The sequence below is a fragment of the Sporosarcina sp. P37 genome (assembly GCF_002109365.1).
Lineage (GTDB): Bacteria > Bacillota > Bacilli > Bacillales_A > Planococcaceae > Sporosarcina.
Window position 1 is genome coordinate 1,627,708 of sequence record NZ_CP015349.1, and the last position, 19,182, is coordinate 1,646,889.

The 19,182-nt window shown below is 45.2% G+C and carries 20 protein-coding genes and 1 riboswitch; of the genes, 8 read left to right on the forward strand and 12 right to left on the reverse strand.

What is annotated here, in order from left to right:
* Positions 1-280 precede the first annotated feature (280 nt).
* Together SporoP37_RS08515 and SporoP37_RS08520 are read right to left on the reverse strand one after the other, a co-directional pair.
* Positions 281-670 (reverse strand): hypothetical protein, encoded by a 390-nt coding sequence (locus tag SporoP37_RS08515; protein ID WP_085430725.1) that lies wholly within the window; start codon positions 668-670, stop codon positions 281-283.
* A 139-nt stretch (positions 671-809) separates the two neighbouring features.
* A complete protein-coding gene (locus SporoP37_RS08520) occupies positions 810-1,010 on the reverse strand; it encodes a hypothetical protein (protein ID WP_081243244.1) in 201 nt (66 codons plus the stop codon).
* Positions 1,011-1,182: 172 nt separating this feature from the next.
* Here SporoP37_RS08520 and SporoP37_RS08525 point away from each other — a divergent pair, with 172 nt between their 5' ends.
* Positions 1,183-1,584 (forward strand): thiol-disulfide oxidoreductase DCC family protein, encoded by a 402-nt coding sequence (locus SporoP37_RS08525; protein ID WP_085430726.1) that lies wholly within the window; start codon positions 1,183-1,185, stop codon positions 1,582-1,584.
* Between the two features lie 75 nt (positions 1,585-1,659).
* Here SporoP37_RS08525 and SporoP37_RS08530 read toward each other — a convergent pair whose 3' ends face one another.
* The 6 genes from SporoP37_RS08530 to SporoP37_RS08555 form a co-directional block, all read right to left on the reverse strand.
* Positions 1,660-2,016: a DUF779 domain-containing protein gene (locus tag SporoP37_RS08530; RefSeq protein WP_085430727.1), complete on the reverse strand. Its 357-nt coding sequence runs from the start codon at positions 2,014-2,016 to the stop codon at positions 1,660-1,662.
* A 42-nt stretch (positions 2,017-2,058) separates the two neighbouring features.
* Positions 2,059-3,600, reverse strand: a complete 1,542-nt coding sequence (gene adh, locus SporoP37_RS08535; protein ID WP_081243247.1) for an aldehyde dehydrogenase — start codon at positions 3,598-3,600, stop codon at positions 2,059-2,061.
* 395 nt (positions 3,601-3,995) lie between these two features.
* Complete coding sequence (locus SporoP37_RS08540; protein ID WP_085430728.1) at positions 3,996-5,147, reverse strand: Ger(x)C family spore germination protein; 1,152 nt, start codon at positions 5,145-5,147, stop codon at positions 3,996-3,998.
* A complete protein-coding gene (locus tag SporoP37_RS08545; protein WP_081243249.1) occupies positions 5,144-6,598 on the reverse strand; it encodes a spore germination protein in 1,455 nt (484 codons plus the stop codon). Before SporoP37_RS08545 ends, SporoP37_RS08540 begins: the two co-directional genes overlap by 4 nt.
* A 27-nt stretch (positions 6,599-6,625) precedes the next feature.
* Positions 6,626-7,720, reverse strand: a complete 1,095-nt coding sequence (locus SporoP37_RS08550; protein WP_085430729.1) for an endospore germination permease — start codon at positions 7,718-7,720, stop codon at positions 6,626-6,628.
* A 143-nt stretch (positions 7,721-7,863) separates the two neighbouring features.
* The gene (locus tag SporoP37_RS08555; protein WP_085430730.1) at positions 7,864-9,060 is read right to left on the reverse strand and encodes a DUF3238 domain-containing protein; all 1,197 of its coding nucleotides are present in this window, start codon (positions 9,058-9,060) and stop codon (positions 7,864-7,866) included.
* A gap of 192 nt (positions 9,061-9,252) precedes the next feature.
* Positions 9,253-9,355: riboswitch (TPP riboswitch) on the forward strand.
* A gap of 62 nt (positions 9,356-9,417) precedes the next feature.
* Between SporoP37_RS08555 and thiM the strand changes: the two genes are divergently transcribed.
* From thiM to thiW, 4 genes are read left to right on the forward strand one after another with little or no spacing between them, the layout of a single operon-like run.
* Positions 9,418-10,188: a hydroxyethylthiazole kinase gene (gene thiM, locus SporoP37_RS08560; RefSeq protein ID WP_085430731.1), complete on the forward strand. Its 771-nt coding sequence runs from the start codon at positions 9,418-9,420 to the stop codon at positions 10,186-10,188.
* Between the two features lie 19 nt (positions 10,189-10,207).
* Complete coding sequence (gene thiD, locus SporoP37_RS08565; protein ID WP_085430732.1) at positions 10,208-11,023, forward strand: bifunctional hydroxymethylpyrimidine kinase/phosphomethylpyrimidine kinase; 816 nt, start codon at positions 10,208-10,210, stop codon at positions 11,021-11,023.
* A complete protein-coding gene (gene thiE / locus SporoP37_RS08570) occupies positions 11,023-11,682 on the forward strand; it encodes a thiamine phosphate synthase (RefSeq protein WP_081243254.1) in 660 nt (219 codons plus the stop codon). Before thiD ends, thiE begins: the two co-directional genes overlap by 1 nt.
* 11 nt (positions 11,683-11,693) lie before the next feature.
* The gene (gene thiW / locus SporoP37_RS08575; protein WP_085430733.1) at positions 11,694-12,182 is read left to right on the forward strand and encodes an energy coupling factor transporter S component ThiW; all 489 of its coding nucleotides are present in this window, start codon (positions 11,694-11,696) and stop codon (positions 12,180-12,182) included.
* Positions 12,183-12,339: 157 nt separating this feature from the next.
* Here thiW and SporoP37_RS08580 read toward each other — a convergent pair whose 3' ends face one another.
* The 4 genes from SporoP37_RS08580 to SporoP37_RS08595 all read right to left on the reverse strand — a co-directional run bounded on the left by SporoP37_RS08580 (position 12,340) and on the right by SporoP37_RS08595 (position 16,592).
* Positions 12,340-13,644, reverse strand: coding sequence for a D-serine ammonia-lyase (locus SporoP37_RS08580; RefSeq protein ID WP_085430734.1), 1,305 nt, complete (start codon positions 13,642-13,644; stop codon positions 12,340-12,342).
* A gap of 43 nt (positions 13,645-13,687) precedes the next feature.
* Positions 13,688-14,299 carry a response regulator transcription factor gene (locus SporoP37_RS08585; protein WP_081243257.1) on the reverse strand — a complete coding sequence of 204 codons (612 nt, stop codon included), beginning with the start codon at positions 14,297-14,299 and terminating at the stop codon, positions 13,688-13,690.
* A gap of 3 nt (positions 14,300-14,302) precedes the next feature.
* Positions 14,303-15,430 (reverse strand): sensor histidine kinase, encoded by a 1,128-nt coding sequence (locus SporoP37_RS08590; RefSeq protein ID WP_081243258.1) that lies wholly within the window; start codon positions 15,428-15,430, stop codon positions 14,303-14,305.
* Between the two features lie 115 nt (positions 15,431-15,545).
* A complete protein-coding gene (locus SporoP37_RS08595; protein WP_085430735.1) occupies positions 15,546-16,592 on the reverse strand; it encodes a Delta(5) desaturase DesA in 1,047 nt (348 codons plus the stop codon).
* Positions 16,593-17,031: 439 nt separating this feature from the next.
* On the opposite strand from SporoP37_RS08595, the gene SporoP37_RS16925 reads away from it, so the two are divergent.
* From SporoP37_RS16925 to mscL, 3 genes are all read left to right on the forward strand, one after another.
* Complete coding sequence (locus SporoP37_RS16925; RefSeq protein ID WP_157118625.1) at positions 17,032-17,172, forward strand: hypothetical protein; 141 nt, start codon at positions 17,032-17,034, stop codon at positions 17,170-17,172.
* 685 nt (positions 17,173-17,857) lie between these two features.
* Positions 17,858-18,523, forward strand: a complete 666-nt coding sequence (locus SporoP37_RS08600; protein ID WP_081243260.1) for a phosphatase PAP2 family protein — start codon at positions 17,858-17,860, stop codon at positions 18,521-18,523.
* Between the two features lie 35 nt (positions 18,524-18,558).
* Complete coding sequence (gene mscL, locus SporoP37_RS08605; protein WP_081243261.1) at positions 18,559-18,945, forward strand: large conductance mechanosensitive channel protein MscL; 387 nt, start codon at positions 18,559-18,561, stop codon at positions 18,943-18,945.
* Positions 18,946-19,182 lie beyond the last annotated feature (237 nt).

A 19,182-nucleotide genomic window follows, 5' to 3' on the forward strand; every position in this document is an offset into this window, starting at 1 on the left:
GGAAAACGCCGGGCAGACTCGACAGGCGTTGGAAGAACTGACAGAAAGGCGCTCTTTGCCTTTTTGGCAGGTCTGAAACGTCCCGAGAGTCTGGCGTTTGAAGCTGGATGAGAACAAAAGCGGAAAACGCCGGGCAGACTCGACAGGCGTTGGAAGAACTGACAGAAAGGCGCTCTTTGCCTTTTTGACAGGTCTGAAACGTCCCGAGAGTCCGGACACATAAAGAACTCCGCTATCTCTGACAAACCGGAGATAGCGGAGTTTTTATTCTACAAACTGATTAGCGGCATCTTCTGCGACGGTGACAACCTCCGCCGCCCCACATGCCTCCTTGACCCGGTCGAAAGCCTGGCCCAAAACCTGGTCCCATGCCTCCGAATCCCGGTCCTCTGCCCGGCATAATAGTAGAGCCCATTACATCTTCAGTTGTCTCTGTATAGTAGTGCTGTGGTACCCCCACAACGTGATGACGATTTACGTTCACGATTGGGTGAATAAAAGGCATTTCTTGTTTAGTATAGCAGTCATTAAAACGATACTGCGTCGGACAAACAACCGGTTGAAAACCCGGATGCTGCTGTCCGCCCGGCATTCCCGGCTGACCAGGCATACCAGGTTGGCCATGCCATCCGTGCTGATGTCCATACATTCCACAATGTCCTTGATTCATTTCTCCACCTCCTTATACCCTATTACATGCAAGCCGGCTAAGTTGTTACGGGCTTGCGCCACAGTACAATCAAAAATAAAAAAGCAGCGCCTCTTATCCGCAACAGATAAGAGTCACTGCTATATTTATAATATAAGATTCACAACTCACAGCTTCTGGGTTTTCCAGGCTTTTCATATCCATGACTGTTCTCAATTTCCTCAAGCTTTTTCACTACAATTTCACACTCGTTTAATGCATTGCGGACCGGTGCACCTTCGCCTACCATATTCAGAGAGCGTAAAAAGTCTGGATCTTTGCGCAGCTCCAACTCCGCTGGATCAATAAACGTACGTTCCATCTTTCTCACCCCTTCTATCAGATATGATACACAAGACCAAACACGCCTATTCACCTTCTATTATACACTAGCTCGCCGATTATTCAAATTATTCAGTTTATTATACGCGAGTGAAACCGCCGACAATTGGGTATAGTACGATATACCAATATTTCCGAAGGAGCGAATTTGAATGAAACGAAATAGAATCATATTATTTGACGGCGAATGTAATTTTTGCGATGCGAGCGTACAGTTTATCATTAAGCGCGACCCTTACAGGCATTTTTCATTCGCGTCCTTACAGGATGATGTGGGAAAAGAACTTCGGCAAAAATATCAAATTGCGGATGATGTGGATAGTTTAGTGCTGATTGAAAACGGCAAAGCCTATACGAAATCCGGCGCCGCTTTACGAATTGCAAAAAAACTGGACGGATTATGGCATCTTGCCTTTTTATTTATCATCATCCCGCCGGCCATCCGGGACCGGGTATATGACTTTGTTGCAGCAAACCGTTATAAATGGTTCGGTAAAAAAGAGTTATCATGTATGCTGCCGACACCCGAAGAACGTCAACGTTTTATAGCATAAAAAAACTGAAAACGCACCCGCATTTTCTCCGGGCCGTTTTCAGTTTGAGCCTTCCCAAACCCGGGAAGGCTTTTTTTATGAAGATAATTCTTTGTATTCCTCATCCGTAAATGCACGGGATCTGGTTAGGAATCGTTTTCCTTCCACACCCTCGAGCGAAAACATCCCGCCGCGTCCGTCGACTACGTCAATAATCAGCTGTGTATGTTTCCAGTATTCAAACTGATTTTTCATCATATAGAACGGCATGCCGCCAATATGACCGAGCAGTATATCCTGATTGCCTACGATCAAATCCCCGTCTTCGTAACACATCGGGGATGAACCGTCACAGCAGCCGCCAGACTGATGAAACATCAAAGGACCGTGCTTTTCCTTCAACAGTTCTATTAAATCCAATGCTTCTTTTGTTGCGATTACGCGATCCGGCATATGAATTCCTCCATTCACTTCGGATCTTCCAGACAGATTCGATTAAAAGAATCCTTGTTTGCTTTCATCATAACTTACCAGCATGTTTTTCGTCTGCTGGTAATGTGCAAGCATCTGCAAGTGGTTTTCACGGCCGATGCCTGAAGCTTTGTAGCCTCCGAATGCAGCATGCGCAGGATATGCATGATAGCAGTTTGTCCATACGCGCCCTGCCTGGATGCCGCGCCCGAAGCGGTACGCCGTATTCATATCACGCGTCCATACACCTGAACCCAGTCCATATAATGTGTCGTTCGCGATTTCCAGCGCTTCTTCTTTATCTTTGAATGTCGTAACTGCCACCACAGGACCAAAGATCTCCTCCTGGAAGATACGCATTTTATTATGTCCTTTAAATACCGTCGGCTTCACGTAGTAACCGTCTGCGAGATCGCCTTCCAGTTTGTTCTGCTCTCCGCCCGTCAGACATTCTGCGCCTTCTTGTTTTCCGATATCTAAGTAGGAAAGAATTTTCTCCAATTGTTCAGTAGACGCCTGCGCACCCATCATGACCGTTGGATCCAGTGGATTTCCTGTCTTGATTGCTTTAACACGCTCAAGTGCACGTTCCATGAACTTATCGTAAATGGATTCCTGAATCAGTGCTCGCGACGGACATGTACAGACTTCCCCCTGGTTCAAGGCAAACATAACAAAACCTTCAACTGCTTTATCGAGGAATGCATCATCTTCCGCCATCACGTCTTCAAAGAAAATATTCGGGGATTTCCCGCCGAGCTCCAATGTAACCGGAATTAAGTTTTGAGAAGCGTATTGCATGATCAGACGGCCTGTTGTTGTCTCCCCTGTGAAGGCAACTTTATTGATGCGCGGATTGGACGCCAGCGGCTTTCCTGCTTCTAGTCCAAAACCGTTGACAACATTCAGAACACCTGCCGGCAGTAAGTCTTCAATTAACTCCACCAGCACCAAAATAGATGCAGGCGTTTGTTCAGCCGGTTTTAATACGATACAGTTGCCTGCCGCCAGCGCCGGAGCAAGCTTCCATACTGCCATCAGAATCGGGAAGTTCCAAGGGATAATCTGCCCCACGACTCCCAGCGGCTCATGGAAATGGTAGGCTACAGTGTCATTATCGATTTGACTGACTCCGCCTTCTTGCGCACGGATAGCCGAAGCAAAGTATCTAAAATGATCTATTGCAAGCGGAAGATCCGCATTTAACGTTTCACGTACAGCTTTTCCGTTATCCCATGTTTCAGCTACGGCAAGCATTTCAAGATTCTCTTCCATGCGATCCGCGATCTTCAGCAAAATATTCGAACGTTCAGTGACTGATGTCTTTCCCCATGCATCTTTTGCTGCGTGGGCTGCATCCAAAGCCAGTTCAATATCTTCTTCTGTCGATCTAGCAACCTGGGTAAATACCTTACCTGTAACTGGCGTTGAATTATCAAAATACTGGCCTTTTACAGGCGCCGTCCACTTACCGCCGATAAAGTTTTCATAGCGCTCTTTGAACTGAACCTTTGAACCTTCTGTATTTGGGTTTGCATAAACCTGACTTTCTGAAGCTTGTACCATACTGCGTCACACTCCCTGTTCTCTCATTTTTTCTTCTATTTCAGTGCAATCGTTTTTGCACACAGAGATACTATACGAATCTCTAACCGGCTTTATGCAAATTGAATGCGCTTACATAGATTACCTTTAATTCTATCGGAATATTACCGTTTTATCAACTAATAGCTTTTAAATGCAAATAATCGGGGGAAGCGTCATCATTTGCATAAGGAGATTTAAATCACTGCCAGGCTGCACGTTAAAAGACATTCCATGTTCATGATCTTTACGCTGCATATTCGACAGATTAAAACCCTGACTTCGCCTATACAAGGAGAAATTCAGGGTTTAAAATTTTCATTACCGGAAGTATGGATACCATGAGGGAAATACAAAGATCAGCCGCAGCCAGTTTACTATTCAATCGTCTCTTTATATGATTTTCTGTCTGAAGCCAGCTTTGTAACACGTACTTTCAAGTTTCGGATAGAATCCTCAGTCAATTCTAATTTTCCGTCTTTATGATACTTTTTCCATTCTTTAACGTTCTTCCTGTATAGCTTTTCTGAAAGATGATAAATATCAACGTTCTTTTCCAAAGCTTCCTCATATGTTTCCTTAATTTCTTTTTCCACCACTTTTATTATCTCTTTTCGTATTCGGTCTGTCGATACATCTTGTTCAACGCTACTGATAGTTGCCCACAATTCGACGTCAATATCAAACTTTACTTCTGTCTTGCCGATAACCGGCTTGATCTTGACTTTCACTTTATCAATAGTCACTGTAGAACGATTTCCGCTATCCAGGTCAAAAGCGACTAATCCTCGTTTCGTATTATTCGACATCCACTGTATCCCTCGCGCTTTGTCCCCTGAGATGAATCCTTTAAAGCTTGTCGGGGTAATTACACCTACCCCTGACAGTACCGGAGCTTTAAAGGGACCTTTATCGGATTGCCAGTTTTCCTCCACTGAAATTAATGGAATCATCGCTTCGTGGCTTGGTTCATCCAATCCGATTAGCAGCTGCCGAATATTGAGCGGCTGAACGAAAGATTCTTGTTCGTAAGAGTTTCTGGGATCACCGAGCTTGGACAATGTCATGGATTTATTAAGAACCGGCCTGACTAACAAAACATCTTGCACGGGATCTTTCGTAGTATACAGCCAAACTTGATACCGTGTTTCATGATAGCGGATAAAAATGTCGATCACCGGACTCAACTTGCCGCTAACCATTACGTCTTCTGATGCGACAATATAATTAAAATGCCCCCAATACACTTTTTGATCTACGGAATGATATAATTCAAAAAGCGCTTCATCCAAAGTTTTGCCCTTGGCATGTCCAACTTCTGCTTGTGTGGCTCCTGGATCAACAGGCTGGTCGCTTTTTGCCGTATTGGCAAAACTGATGAACTGCGCATATAACTCGTATTTTCCATCCTTATAGTCTACTCCGACTCCATTGATATACAGCATCCTCTCCGGCTCATTAGAGTCCATACACCCTGAAAGGACTGCTGAAAGAATTGCCAATAGCAGCACAAGTATGCGTGTAGTCATTGTTCACCTTCTTTGCTCCGTGTTTGATCCTTAGGATTTAACGCATTCGGGCGCTCTTTATATTGTCTGGGGTTTAAGCGCAAAAGCGTCTTGGCGATTGTCTTCCAGCTTAAATCCGCCGCAAGATTCATGTATGGCACTCCGAACGTACGAATGCCCGCTAAGTACTGGACGGTAAAATACAGTGACATAAGAAATCCAAAAAGGCCAAAAAAGGCTGTTAAGATAATGAAAAAGACGCGCAGTATGCTTACCGAGCCCACGAGTGACTGGTTAACCAAAGTAAAGGTCGAAATCGTCGAAGCAGCGATCACGACAATCATCGCGGGGCTGGTGATTCCTGCCCGAATGGCGGCATCACCAATAATTAGCCCGCCCACTACGCCAATCGTCCCTCCAAGCGCAGTAGGAAGACGCAAGCCCGCTTCACGGAATAATTCAAACATGAGCAGCATAAGCAGCATTTCTACCGACGAAGGCAATGGCAGACCCGTATTCGCTTGTACGACGGTAGCTAATAACAGAAGGGGCAGTTGATCTTGGTGATACGTCGTTAAAGCAAGCCAAAATGCCGGCAAAGTTATACCTATCGACATACCCATAATCCGCAATAGCCGTTCCATCGAACCAAACACAGAAGGATTTTCATTGTCATCACTTGTTTTTAGCAGTAAAAACAAATTCACCGGCAAAATGACGCCATAGGCTACCCCGTCAACAAAAATTAAAAAACGTCCTCTTGCCAATGATTGAACCGCATTATCCGGACGTCCTGTATAAGCGGTCCTCGGGAAGATTGCCCCAGTAATCCCCATACTTTCCAACAGTAAATCGCCGCTGAAAATAATATCCGTATCGACTTTTTTCATTTGTCTTTTTATACCGTATAACGTTTCTTTACTGGCGATATCGTCAAAATATAAAAGAGCTACCGTCGTTTTGGTCCGTTTCCCCAATTCAAATTTTTCCACACATAATGAATTCGTCGGCAACCGCTTCCGGATAATTGCTATATTCACTGAAACGTCTTCAATAAAATTATCTCTCGGACCTTTAACTGGCACTTCTAATTTTGTTTCTTCAGGGCTTCGGTTCGGCTTTTCTGCAATATTACTTGAAAAAAGAAGACCTTCATCCTCGAAATATAGAAGTAAGTTGCCGGTGTATATAAGCGTCCCGATTTCCTGTATGTTTTCTACTTTTTTCAAATCCGGAATGTGCAGCTGTTCCGCTACTGCGTCTTCTATCGTTCCGTCCTTCAAATTGCTCATCATGTGCTGAACACGCTGAACAATGACTCCATTCAGCAGTTGCTGATTCACCATGTCATCGCAGGTGATGAATACTACTTGACGTTGTTCGAACGTGTACGATTGAAACTTAACATCTGCGGACTTTAGAAATATTTGTTTCAAGGAATGTAAATTTATTTCTGTTTCATCCGGCTGCATGGCTGTTCACCATTTTCTGTATAGATTTTATGTTTTGATCTTCTTAGGTGATTTTCCTGAAATCAAGGCAATAATGACTAAAAAGAGAGACAAGAAAAGCATGAAGAAAAAAGTGATGATCAATAAATAATCTCCCTTAATGATATGGAAAAGACGATCACCCAAAAGAGACAACGACAATGTCATAAAGAAAAAAGCAGGAGCGAGTATTTTCCAAATACGCTGTTTGTCTCCTCTCATTTTTAATAAATCCGCTGCTATAAATAAAAGAAGACTCACTCTGATAAATGCGCCTGACAGCCATTGATAAATCGAAGCAAAATCAAAATGCTCAATAAACCGCCCTACCGAACCAATTCCCCATTCTTCATAAGCCGGAAATCTTTGTTTCACCACTTCAGCTGGGCCGAACTCTGTGATGGCTCCAATGGTGGGACCCATAGTCAACCCCATTAAAATGAACAGCATAACCGCAAAGTGATACCATCGAAATTGATCTTTTACTTGCTGCTGTATGAAAAGGAATAACAGAATCTCGACAAATCCGGATGCAGGAAATACCGCTGTGGCAAGAACAGGCTGAAATCCATGCTCAAAAAACGGCTGAAGCAGCTCATAATTTTTCACTTGCATATTAGTGAACGCAATAAAAAATCCCAAAATAGTGATCCAAAATAGAATAATGACATTCACCATTGCAATTGTTTGTAAGTTTGCGGTTGCAAACAGAATACACAAAACGGTATAAATGATGATCAGCGGCAGCACAGGCGTTTTAGGTAAAAAAGTCGATACGATCCATAATAAAGTCTCTCCCATTGTAAATGCCGCCAGAACAAGAAGGAAGAAGGCTGTTACGTACCGGATGACAGCTGCAGCAACTTTTCCGATAGTTTCTTCCAGCCACTCTGTCATTGGCTGCCGATTGGACTTTTTGTGAATGTAAAGCACCAGAAGAAGCCAAGGAAAGATTGCGACAACAGCCACCAGAATAGATATCCACCCGTCCCTGCCAGCCCCTTTTACAAGCGATGGAATAATGGTCACATGGTTTTTCAAGCCAATCATAGTCATGGACAGGAAAATAACATGTAAGACACTTATTGAACCTGTTTTTGTCATATAGAAACCCTCTAACGTTTTTATATCATTCAGCTTTGACAAAAACAGATAGATTTATACTTGCGGACCAATAGAATAGGGATCAGGGATGCCGCTGTTATCAAGCGCTCTTCGTTACACTATTTCGCGCATTTTTAACCGCATTAATTACATGTCATATAACGCCAATAATTATCCCCGAGCACACCTGATAAATACGCCAATCCTTCACTTTCCGTGCGATGCACAGCGCGCCAGTCTTCATCGTCAAGGGACAAATAAACTTCATGATGGGGTGCATCGTTATGATAACCAATGAGATCCACGTTTCCTTGCTGATCCAAATGTGCTTTCACTTCATAATGAATAGGCGGTGAAGCTGTTAATGGATTTCCTACATCATGGTTAATTGCAAAATGCACTTCTGACGATTTGCCTTCTAATCGTCTGATGTCTATACCGTCTACAGAAGCGTGGTCATGACGCTTATACCGCTTCATGTAATTCAAGCCGATAGACGGCCCGGTCGCTTTTGTAAATTGCAGCGTACTGTCCCCGCCGATAAACTCTACTTCTATATCCACACGGGTACGGAAGCTTTTTCCTTCGGGGCTGAAATCGCGGTCATCTCCTGTAAAGTACGGAATCGGCGAAAAGAGATTTGGGTTTTTTATAATGTCTTCCTTTAAAAATGTCGCATAGCGAAATTTCCATTTCTCTGCTTCTTTTGATTTTTTCCTGTCCGCCACCGGTTTCAGTAATTGATCCCGCTGCTTTATCCGTACAGAAAAAGTATAGGTTTCTTCCGTCGGTTTATTGTCAGGATCTGGCGGCATTATCACTTCATACACTTTGGATGCAATGGATTTACTGACATTCATTTTCTGGTTGCTGTCTATCAGCGGACGCGTTGCAGAGACACTGTACACTGCCGGCTCAGAGAGTTCTTCTCTGCGATCAATAAATCGATTGTCTGTGACGGTTTCGATGTAGTGCCCGTTACGGTAAATATCAAATTTTTCCACGTCCTTAATCCACTCCCACGACAGAGCGACTTGAGAGGAAGCAACAATTGTTGTAATTACTAACCGTGCCAAAGGGTGTTCATCTTCCTCTACTTTTGTCAGGGCAGATGTTTGGATTACAATTACATCTTTAACGCGCCCCTCCTCCACCCGTTCAATTGTATAGTGAAAAGGATGAGACGGATCCAGCTCCCCATCCGTAAATTTCGGAGCTGTCCCTTCATATACCTGCCGTTCGTTTTTATACACACGGTAATAGCCGCCTGTATCACTCCATGTAAATGATATATCCTCCAGTGTATGTTCCATCTGTTGAACTTCGAATAATTTCTCCATATGCGATCTGCTCCTTTTTGTCTATTTAATCTGAAACAGTTATACGCCTTCAGATAGTTATGCAACATTCGGCATATAGTTATACTTGGTTTTCTATGCGCAAACACACATTTTCATCGGCTCTAAACCGGTACTTCCAGTATTATTTCTACCTTTTCCATCTGTATGATATAATTAGCCTGTCTGATACATAGTCACCACTGGGGGTGCCTCCACTTTGGCTGAGATGCAATTAAGCAAACCCTTTGAACCTGATCTAGTCTGTACTAGCGGAGGGAAGTGGGTAGTTTTCATACCCAAGCGCCCATCCATGCATGGGCTTTTTGTATATATACCTTTACAGGAAGGAAGAGAAACATGCGGCTTATTCAACAGCTTCGGCAAACACAACCACTCGTTCACTGCATCACAAATGTCGTCGTGGCAAATTTCCAGGCGAATGGGTTACTCGCAATAGGCGCCTCCCCCGTAATGGCTGATGCGGCGGAAGAAGCGGAAGATATCGCAAAAATTGCCGCTTGCAGCATTTTAAATATTGGCACGTTAAAGCAACAGACGGTGGATTCAATGATTTTGGCGGGAAACAGCGCCCGCGCAGCAGGAAAACCTGTCGTATTGGATCCAGTCGGAGCAGGTGCGACACCTTTTCGTAAAGCGAGCGTCCTGAAAGTACTGGACGAAGTAGATATCACATTGATTCGCTGTAATGCAGGTGAACTGGCTGCGATCGCAGATGTACCCTGGAACGCAAAGGGGGTCGATGCGGGAGAAGGCTCGGCGGACATCGAAAGTACAGCGAAACAAACAGCCCGCAAGTATAACTGTCTGGTGGCGGTCTCAGGCGAAGTCGACATCGTGACAGACGGCTATTCCACATTGTCCATTACAGGCGGCCACCCGATGATGACTGCGATTACCGGAACGGGATGCTTACTCAGTTCTGTCACAGGCGCCTTTCTGGCAGTAGGAATGGACCGTCCGTTAGCAGCCGTGGCAGATGCACTTTCATTTTATAAGCGGGCCGGCGAACTGACAGCAGAAATTTCCCGCGGTCCCGGAGACTTTGCCGTGAACTTCCTAAATACTTTACATACATTGGATCGGGAAACAAAAACATTTTTAGTATAATTGACAGGAGGTTTTTCAATTGACAGTACAAGTAGCATTGACCATTGCTGGTTCGGATAGCGGAGGAGGCGCAGGAATTCAGGCTGACCTGAAGACATTTCAGGAGCTTGGCGTCTTTGGCACTTCTGCCATAACTGCTGTGACTGCGCAGAATACACACGGCGTTCACGGTGTGTATCCAATTCAGACAGATGGAGTAACAGCACAAATCCGTGCTGTGCTGGATGATTTTGACGTAAAAGCATGTAAAACTGGTATGCTGTTTTCGGCAGAAATCATTACAGCTGTAGCTGATCTATTAAAAGAATATCCCCCGATTCCTTTAGTCATTGACCCGGTCATGATCGCCAAAGGCGGACAATCCTTATTGCAGCAGCAGGCGATTCAGGCGCTGAAAGAACATTTACTGCCGATGGCAACGATTGTGACGCCGAATATTCCTGAAGCAGAGGTGCTGACTGGGATGCGTATACTGACAGACGAAGATGTTCAGCGGGCTGCGGCTGCTTTTATCGAAATGGGAGCGAAGGCCGTCGTTATGAAAGGCGGGCACCGCTGCGACATGCTGGATGCAAAAGATTACTACGCAGATAATGAAGGCCAGTCATTCACTGTGACAACACCTTGGATCCAAACGAAAGACACACATGGAACTGGCTGCACATTTGCGGCTGCTTTGACCAGTTTCCTCGCAAAAGGCTGTTCGATGCCGGATGCAGTCGCTGAAGCGAAGCAATTCATACAGGCTGCCATTGAAGACGGCCTGCAGATCGGTTCAGGTCACGGGCCGACGAATCACTGGGCGTACAGTGAGCGGAAAAAGGAGATGCACTGATGCGAGCAGAGGAAGTAAGGAAAGCATTAGGCGTATATTTCGTTATGGGCACGCCAAACGCAGGAAATAAGGAGCCATTAGCAATAGTAGAAGCGGCTCTTCGCGGTGGCGTCACATGTTTTCAGCTGCGGGAAAAGGGATTGAATGCACTTGAAGGCGAGGCTTTGCTGGGGTTCGCCAAAAAGTGTCAGGCGCTTTGCCGATTGTACCGCGTTCCTTTCATCGTCAATGACGATGTTGATCTGGCGCTGGCGATTAATGCAGACGGAGTTCATGTCGGACAGGATGATGAACAGGCGGACAGAGTGCGCGAACGGATTGGTCCGGACAAATGGCTCGGTGTTTCGACTCATAATGCACGTGAAGTACAGCTCGCACAATCCATTGGCGCCGATTATGTAGGACTTGGCCCAATCTTTCCGACGTCCACCAAGCCTGACGCATCAGCTGTTGTAGGTATCCCTTTGGTGGAAGAAATTCATACTTCATTCCCTGATATGCCGATGGTTGCCATAGGCGGCATTACACCAGCTGACACTGGCTCCATTATCCAGGCTGGAGCTGACGGGGTAGCCGTTGTTTCTGCTATTGCATCGGCTAAAGATCCGCAGCATGCAGCAAGAAACTTACTGAATACGATTCAATCCAATTTGAAATGAATGAGGTTCCTATGAATACACGTAAAATGGTTTTCATGACGATGTTTGTCGCGATCGCAGTTGCCGGCTCTGCATTCGTTTCGTTCCCTGCCGGTATCGCCAGAGCATATCCCATACAGCACGCAGTGAATGTCATTGTGGCAATTGTAATGGGACCGGGTGCCGCAGTCACTGTAGCGTTTGTGACGGGACTCGTACGCGTGCTGACGGGAACAGGTTCACTGCTCGCATTTCCAGGCGGGATGATTGGCGCTTTTTTTGCCGGTATATTGTATCAGCGTTTCAATAGGAATTGGAGTGCAGGTGTCGGGGAAGTTATCGGCACCGGCTTGATCGCTCCTTTGTTTGCGGTGCCTTATGCAAAAATTTTGATGGGCACAACCGTCACCGCATTCTTCTTCCTGCCTCCGTTTCTCGTGTCGACAGTGAGCGGAACAATTATCGGTCTGTTGCTTGCTCCAAGGCTTTTGAAATTGAAGCTGTTTAAAGATCTGCACTAAAGAAGTTCAAACGCATCGGCCTGGAACGGAAAGGAACGGTGAACAGAGGAATTTTATCTCCTTTCTATGAAAAAAGGGCTGTCATAGAAAACCAGTTTTTTTCACTGACTTTCTGGACAGCCCCATCTTTTGTCGATTTCCCGGGAAATGACGTGTTTTATTTCCCCGTATAATTGTAATACCTCTTCATTTCGTCTTCAGGCACCATATTTCCGCCTGTTCCCCATACAAGATGTGTCGTGTTTTCGGAGCCGGCTGACGGCAGTTTCGACTTGATCGCATGCACAGGACCTGTCATACCCGCAAGTGCGGAAGGTTCCAGCCAGATATCTTCACAGTCTGCCAGTTCTTTCAGCAGCGTGAATAATGTCTGATCTTCTACCGTATAGCAACCTGTGAGGAAAGGCTCCATCGTTTTTCCGACAAATGCAGAAGCTGTACCCACTGCCAAACCATCAGCTGCGGTTTTATTATCCAGACCAAAGTCTGCTACTGATACTTGGTCATGCATTCCTGTCATCATGCCAATCATCATGCAAGGTGAGTGCGTCGGCTCCGCGAAGAAGCAATGTACATGATCGCCGAATGCCAGTTTCAACCCAAATGCTACGCCACCCGGTCCGCCCCCTACACCGCATGGTAAATAGACGAATAACGGATGCGCTTCATCGACGGTAATATTTTGCTCTTTCAGCTGCGCGGCAACACGCTCCCCTGCGACCGCATATCCCATAAACAAGTCCGTGGAGTTTTCATCATCCACAAAGTGACAGGACGGATCCGCCTCTGCCTGACGGCGCCCTTCTTCTACCGCCTTGCTGTAATCGTCCGTATACTCTACCACCCGGACGCCTTTTGAACGCAGTAAATCTTTTTTCCACTGCTTGGCATCCGCGGACATATGCACTGTCACATCGAAGCCGAGCTTTGCACTCATGATGCCGATGCTCAGTCCCAGATTACCCGTCGAGCCTACAGCGATTTTATGCTTTGCAAATAACTCGCGGAAAGCCGGCGCATTAAACTGGCTGTAGTCCTTTGTGTCATCCAGCAGCTGATGATTCATCGCAAGTGCTTCTGCATGCTTCAGGACTTCATAAATACCTCCGCGTGCCTTGATGGAGCCTGAGATCGGCAAAGCATTATCTTGCTTCAATAAAAGCTTGCCTGGGATATTGACAGCATAGGCGGTTTCAAGAACATGCTTCATCTTCGGAATCGGAGTCAAGGGGGATTCAATGATCCCTTCATCGGTTTCAGGAAAGACGTTCGCCAAATAAGGAGCGAACCTTTTCAGCCGATCAGCCGCATCTGCCACATCCTCTTCAGATAAGCGCGTTTTCAACAGACCCGCCACTGCGGATTCGGCAGAAGGATTGCACCACAGCACTTCCTTCTTATCTATTACACTCTGTAACAAGGGCAATTTTACAAGCCACTCACTTTGCGTATTCTTATTCATTCACCAATCACTCCCCTGTTATGAATGTATGCCTGTGCAAATTTCATTGGAACCAGCCTTTTTCATTAAATAACGTGATAGCCTCAATCCGGTTACGCACACCCAGTTTATCCAATATTGTGGAAACGTAGTTACGGACAGTGCCCGGCGATAAAAACAGTTCTGCGGCAATCTGTTTTGTAGTCTTTCCCTCCGATATCAGCTTGAGCACTTGCACTTCCCTCTCAGTCAGCGGATTCTTTTCTTCTTCTTTCAAATCAAATGCCAGATCAATCAATTCGGGTGCATAAATCCGGCGTCCCTTAATGATCGAATGAATCGATTTAACAAGCTCTTCAATGGGATTATCTTTTAATAAATATCCGCGGACTCCTGCATTGCGCGCCCGTTCAAAATAGCCTGCCCTTGCAAATGTCGTTAAAATAATAATTTGACAATCCATATGCTGCAGCTCTTCCGCTGCGTCCAAACCGGTTTTGATTGGCATTTCAATATCCATAATACAGATGTCAGGCTCAAGGCTCTTGACCAAGTCCACTGCTTCTTGACCGTTTTTAGCCATTCCCACTACTTCCATGTCTTCTTCCAAATTCAATAACGACCCGAGTGCACCGAGCATCATCCCTTGATCTTCTGCTATTACAATGCGGATCATACGTCATCCCTCCTTTATTTGTTTCAAAACTGCAGGAACCGTTATTTTAACTTGTGTTCCCTGATCACTCGTAATCGAAAGTTTTCCATTCACGAACTCCAGCCGCTCTCCCATACCGTCAAGCCCGTTGCCCGGAAGGTTTACACCATTTTTTGCGATGCCGATTCCGTTGTCTTTCACTTTGATTACAAACTCTTTATCCGTTCGTTCAAAAAGAATACAGCAATATTTGGCGTAGCTGTGTTTTACGACATTATTAATCGCCTCTTTCAAACACATGACTAACACATTTTCTACAATAGGAGACATATCAGGAAAGTTTGGATCCCCTTTTAGTTCGTATTCGATTTCAGCCGCATTCAGTAATTCTTGGACGCGCACCAGCTCATCTTTCAGCTTCACACGGCGCATCCCGCTGACAAGAACACGCACTTCTTTTAATGCTGTGCTGGAAATTTGCCGGATATCCTGAATTTCTGCTTTTGCCGACTCCATATCGCGGTCCATTAATCGTGTAGCCAAATCACTTTTTAAGCCAATCATTGATAATTTCTGTCCCAGCGTATCATGCAGGTCACGTGCAATCCGCTCGCGTTCTTGGATAATTGTGAGCTCCGAGATCCGCTGTCTGGCAACTTCCAGCTGATCTTGCAACAGATCCCGTTTTTGCCGGTTATACAGGTTGAAAGGCAGCAGAACCACTCCGATAACCGAGATAATTATAAAATGTATTTGCGGTAAAAATAAATCAATTTCAACGAAGAATCCTGCAACTATTGCCCCAATTAATATCGCAATATGTAAGCCATAAATTATGAAAAAACCTACCGGGTTCCGTATATTTCCAATAAAGAATGCAATAAACAGCGACAGATAAACATAGCCGAACATCAGTGTCATCACTACGGAAATGACGATTTCAAAGCTGATCCACATATACATGAGACCGCTTTTTGATTTAGCAGAGAAATAATAAGAAAGGAAAAAGAGTACCAGCAGTCCCACACCAATCATTAAATTTAGCGGAGACGCACTTCGCAATATAAAAAAGAAAGGTAATATACAAAACACAACCCAGGCATAAATGCTGAGCCATGGACTTTTCGGAAAAATACTATACCAACTGTACATCAGCTTTTATCACCGTCCTTTTTATTCTATTGTAACAAATATTTACACAACTGACTCCGCAGAGATAGTTATGCAAAATAAAAAGGCGGAGAAGGATAGTCCTTCTCACGCCATTTTATTGTAAACGTGTACGTTTCGGTTTTAAATCGATTGAAAGTTTTTCTCTTACTGCATGTTGTTTTGCTTCTTTAAATGTAATGAATTTCTTATTTGCCGGATCATACAAGCGGTAGCGCAATGATTCCAGGCTGGTCTTGATTGTGATAGTTGTTGCTTTTTGCAATGGCGGCGTCAATTCATGCGCCATTTCCAAGTTGTAGTTCGGTACACGCGGCGCCAAGTGATGCACGTGGTGGAAACCAATATTACCTGTTGCCCATTGCAGAACACGCGGCAGTTGATAGTAAGAGCTTCCTTCAACAGCTGCTTTTACATAATCCCAGTCAGATTCCTCTTCAAAGTAAGAATCTTCAAACGTGTGCTGAATGTAAAACAGCCAAATCCCAAGTGCAGCCGCTGTAAACATCATCGTGCCCTGAATCAGCAAGAAAGCCTTCCAGCCGATCGCCACGATCAATACCGCATATACAGCCACTAAGATCATGTTAATCAAATACGTATTCAAGCGCTCTTTCTTACGCGCATCTTTGCGATTGAAACGGCCTGCGATCAGTACCAAATATAAAGGCCCCAATCCAAACAGAACCAGAGGATTACGGTACATACGATATCCCAGACGCTCAAACTTTGAAGCATTTTGATATTCTTCAACTGTCATGACCCAGATATCACCTACACCGCGTTTATCCAGATTGGAGCTGGATGCGTGGTGGATGGAGTGCTCTCTTTTCCATTTTTCATAAGGGAATAATGTCAGGACGCCAGTAATTGTTCCAACAATAGTGTTCGCTTTCTTATTGCGGAAGAAAGAACCGTGCGTGCAGTCATGGAAAATGATGAATGTGCGGACTACAAAGAACGCCGCAACGATTGCTAATGCCACCGTCAGTGTCACTGATACGCTTAAGCTTTGGTATGCCAGGAACCATAAGATGAATACTGGCGGAATCGTGTTGATCAACTGAATAATACTTTTTTTCAGATCAGATTTCGCGAAAGGCGCGACATCTTTGTGCAGTTGTTTCGTTTTCTCTTTACTCATGTTTGAATTTCCCTCCTAGTGGGGTTGCTAATACATTAAGGATAACTTTTATGCGGCGGGAGGGGTAGGCATAGATGTCATGACTTTGAGATGACAAATGTCATATGTTTTGGGACATGTCTGCTTTGGGTATAGTCAATGGGATTGGATTGTGCTTTGTGCAAAAGGGATTGGGTCTTAGCCATCCGCCAGCGCTGCAGTGAGTTCAATGCCGTTTTTGCTCTGGTTTTAGGGTCGTTGCTCGACTTTTTGTCGGGGATTGGAGTTAGCGAGTGTCCGCTCTTAAGACCCGCGCAGGCACGTGGGGGATTGCCTTTCGTCATGAGCCAGCTGGCGATAGAGCCCGCCAGTTGTCTCATGACTTCGGCCGACCCCGCAGTTGTGCCTGCGCTGCTGAGTGGAAGCTATGCATGTACTCTTTTAAAATAGATGAAGTTCAGTGACGGGTAGACGACTGGCGTGTGCTTCGGCAAAAGACGTGTCATATTCTGCTCCCCGCTCACTAAACGGAGGCGCCTTACAAGCGGTCGGCGAAGTGATGAGACTGACAGGCGATCTTCCTGTCTGGCTCATTGCGTAGCCATCCGCCAGCGCCGCAGTGACTTCAATATCGTTTTGTCTCTGGTTTTGTGGTCGTTGCTCGATCGGTTATCAGGGATTGAAGTCAGCAAGTGTCAACCTTTAGGACCCGCGCAGGCACGTGGGGGATTGCCTTTCGTCATGAGCCAGCTGGCGATAGTGCGTGCCAGTTGTCTCATGACTTCGGCCGACCCCGCAGTTGTGCCTGCGCTGCTGAGTGGAGCCAATTCAGGTTATTTTTTTAAAAGGGAAGAAGTGCAGTGACTGGTAGACGACTGGCGTGTGCTTTGGCAAAAGACGTGTCATCCTCCGCTTCCCTCCTTACTAAACGAAGGCGCCTTACAAGCGGTCGGCGAAGTGATGAGACTGACAGGCGATCTTCCTGTCTGGCTCATTGCGTAGCCATCCGCCAGCGCCGCAGTGAGTTCAAAGCTGTTCCCCTTCTTCTCTCGCAATGACAGCAACTGGTGTAATCCAGATATGATGCAGAAGACCAGAACAAGATCTGTATACCTGAACAGGATAGGCTTTTTCAGTATGAAACACCCAACTCCGCATGCAGCTTGCCGGCGGGATTATCGCTTACCGTATCTTCACTCGTATGGGATTGTGATTTAGCTTGCGCAACGTGATATATCATTGGACATTTCTAAAAAAACGTTCAAAATATATAAAAGTAGAAAGGGGTGTTTATCATACGCGAATTATCGCTTCGTTTATTATCCGTTTGGATTATTTGCACCATATTCACCGGACTGTTCGCTTTTATTGCAAGGGCAATTCATTTACATACGATCAACAGTTTCGATGAACCTATCATTGATTTTGTTCAAGGAGCAGAGGCTCCATGGCTGACGTCGGTTATGAAAATGTTCACAACCATCGGCTCCACTTCAGCGGTCGCATTCATCAGCCTGATGGCGCTTGGACTTCTTTTATGGAAGAAACACCGCGCACAAGCCATGCTGTTCATTGCAGTGATTGCTGGGACAGGCATCCTCAATCAGGTGCTGAAATTTATCTTCAAACGGCAGCGGCCTGATTTTAACCGCCTGATCGAAATTGGCGGGTACAGTTTTCCAAGCGGTCATACGATGATGGCGTTTAGTTTGTACACGATACTTGCCTATATCGTATGGCGGAATCTCATGCACTCATGGACTCGTGTTGTCATTCCATTGGCGGCGGGCGTCATGATTGTGATGATTGCAGTCAGCAGAATCTATTTAGGTGTACATTTCCCAAGTGATATTGTCGGGGGTGTACTTGCCAGTGCGCTGTGGCTGATTGCATCAATTGCTATGTATCAGCGATTTCAGCGACAAAAACAGGCGAATGCAGCAAAGGTATAAAAAGTTACGGAATCATTAAAGAGGAGCCGTTGTGTATGTGGAAGGATTTTAAGGAATTTGCGTTTAAAGGAAATATCTTTGACTTGGCAATTGGTGTTGTCATCGGTGCCGCATTTGGTACGATCGTTTCTTCACTTGTAGAAAATGTGATGACGCCGATTATCGGTATTTTATTGGGAGGGCTCGATTTTTCATCATTAAGCTATACATTTGAGGACGCTGAAATTAAGTACGGTCTATTCATTCAATCTATCATTGATTTCTTGATTGTCGCAGGTTCCATCTTCATCTTCCTGCGGGTGCTTATGAAGCTGAAGATGAAGCCGGCAGATCCAGCTGAAGAAGAGCCTGAAGAAAAACCGCTGGATATGAAAGAGGAACTGCTGACTGAAATCCGTGATTTATTGAAAAAGGAACAATAATATACAAATTCCACGTTTATTTGGTCGTAGAGCCGACACAGTTGACCTGTAAACGCCATTGCAACGCGCCTGTCAAGGTGTTACAATGATAGGCAGGATACTGATCAAAGGAGTGGATATTCATGTGGTTCATCTATATCATGTATGCATTGTTCGCATTTATTCTTGGTGGAACTGTACTTGGACTAGTCCGTACGTTCAGCAGCGATAACTAATACAACCAAACAGCAGTGAATG

What these genes read in the sequence shown, in the direction of transcription:
- thiW (WP_085430733.1), top strand. Translation starts at nt 11,694, where the DNA reads ATGAATACACGTAAAATGGTTTTCATGACGATGTTTGTCGCGATCGCA.
- SporoP37_RS08515 (WP_085430725.1), bottom strand. Translation starts at nt 670, where the DNA reads ATGAATCAAGGACATTGTGGAATGTATGGACATCAGCACGGATGGCAT.
- SporoP37_RS08555 (WP_085430730.1), bottom strand. Translation starts at nt 9,060, where the DNA reads ATGGAGAAATTATTCGAAGTTCAACAGATGGAACATACACTGGAGGAT.
- SporoP37_RS08520 (WP_081243244.1), bottom strand. Translation starts at nt 1,010, where the DNA reads ATGGAACGTACGTTTATTGATCCAGCGGAGTTGGAGCTGCGCAAAGAT.
- SporoP37_RS08550 (WP_085430729.1), bottom strand. Translation starts at nt 7,720, where the DNA reads ATGACAAAAACAGGTTCAATAAGTGTCTTACATGTTATTTTCCTGTCC.
- SporoP37_RS08590 (WP_081243258.1), bottom strand. Translation starts at nt 15,430, where the DNA reads ATGTACAGTTGGTATAGTATTTTTCCGAAAAGTCCATGGCTCAGCATT.
- SporoP37_RS08595 (WP_085430735.1), bottom strand. Translation starts at nt 16,592, where the DNA reads ATGAGTAAAGAGAAAACGAAACAACTGCACAAAGATGTCGCGCCTTTC.
- SporoP37_RS08545 (WP_081243249.1), bottom strand. Translation starts at nt 6,598, where the DNA reads ATGCAGCCGGATGAAACAGAAATAAATTTACATTCCTTGAAACAAATA.
- SporoP37_RS08525 (WP_085430726.1), top strand. Translation starts at nt 1,183, where the DNA reads ATGAAACGAAATAGAATCATATTATTTGACGGCGAATGTAATTTTTGC.
- mscL (WP_081243261.1), top strand. Translation starts at nt 18,559, where the DNA reads ATGTGGAAGGATTTTAAGGAATTTGCGTTTAAAGGAAATATCTTTGAC.
- SporoP37_RS08530 (WP_085430727.1), bottom strand. Translation starts at nt 2,016, where the DNA reads ATGCCGGATCGCGTAATCGCAACAAAAGAAGCATTGGATTTAATAGAA.
- thiM (WP_085430731.1), top strand. Translation starts at nt 9,418, where the DNA reads ATGCGGCTTATTCAACAGCTTCGGCAAACACAACCACTCGTTCACTGC.
- thiE (WP_081243254.1), top strand. Translation starts at nt 11,023, where the DNA reads ATGCGAGCAGAGGAAGTAAGGAAAGCATTAGGCGTATATTTCGTTATG.
- SporoP37_RS08580 (WP_085430734.1), bottom strand. Translation starts at nt 13,644, where the DNA reads ATGAATAAGAATACGCAAAGTGAGTGGCTTGTAAAATTGCCCTTGTTA.
- adh (WP_081243247.1), bottom strand. Translation starts at nt 3,600, where the DNA reads ATGGTACAAGCTTCAGAAAGTCAGGTTTATGCAAACCCAAATACAGAA.
- SporoP37_RS08540 (WP_085430728.1), bottom strand. Translation starts at nt 5,147, where the DNA reads ATGACTACACGCATACTTGTGCTGCTATTGGCAATTCTTTCAGCAGTC.
- SporoP37_RS08585 (WP_081243257.1), bottom strand. Translation starts at nt 14,299, where the DNA reads ATGATCCGCATTGTAATAGCAGAAGATCAAGGGATGATGCTCGGTGCA.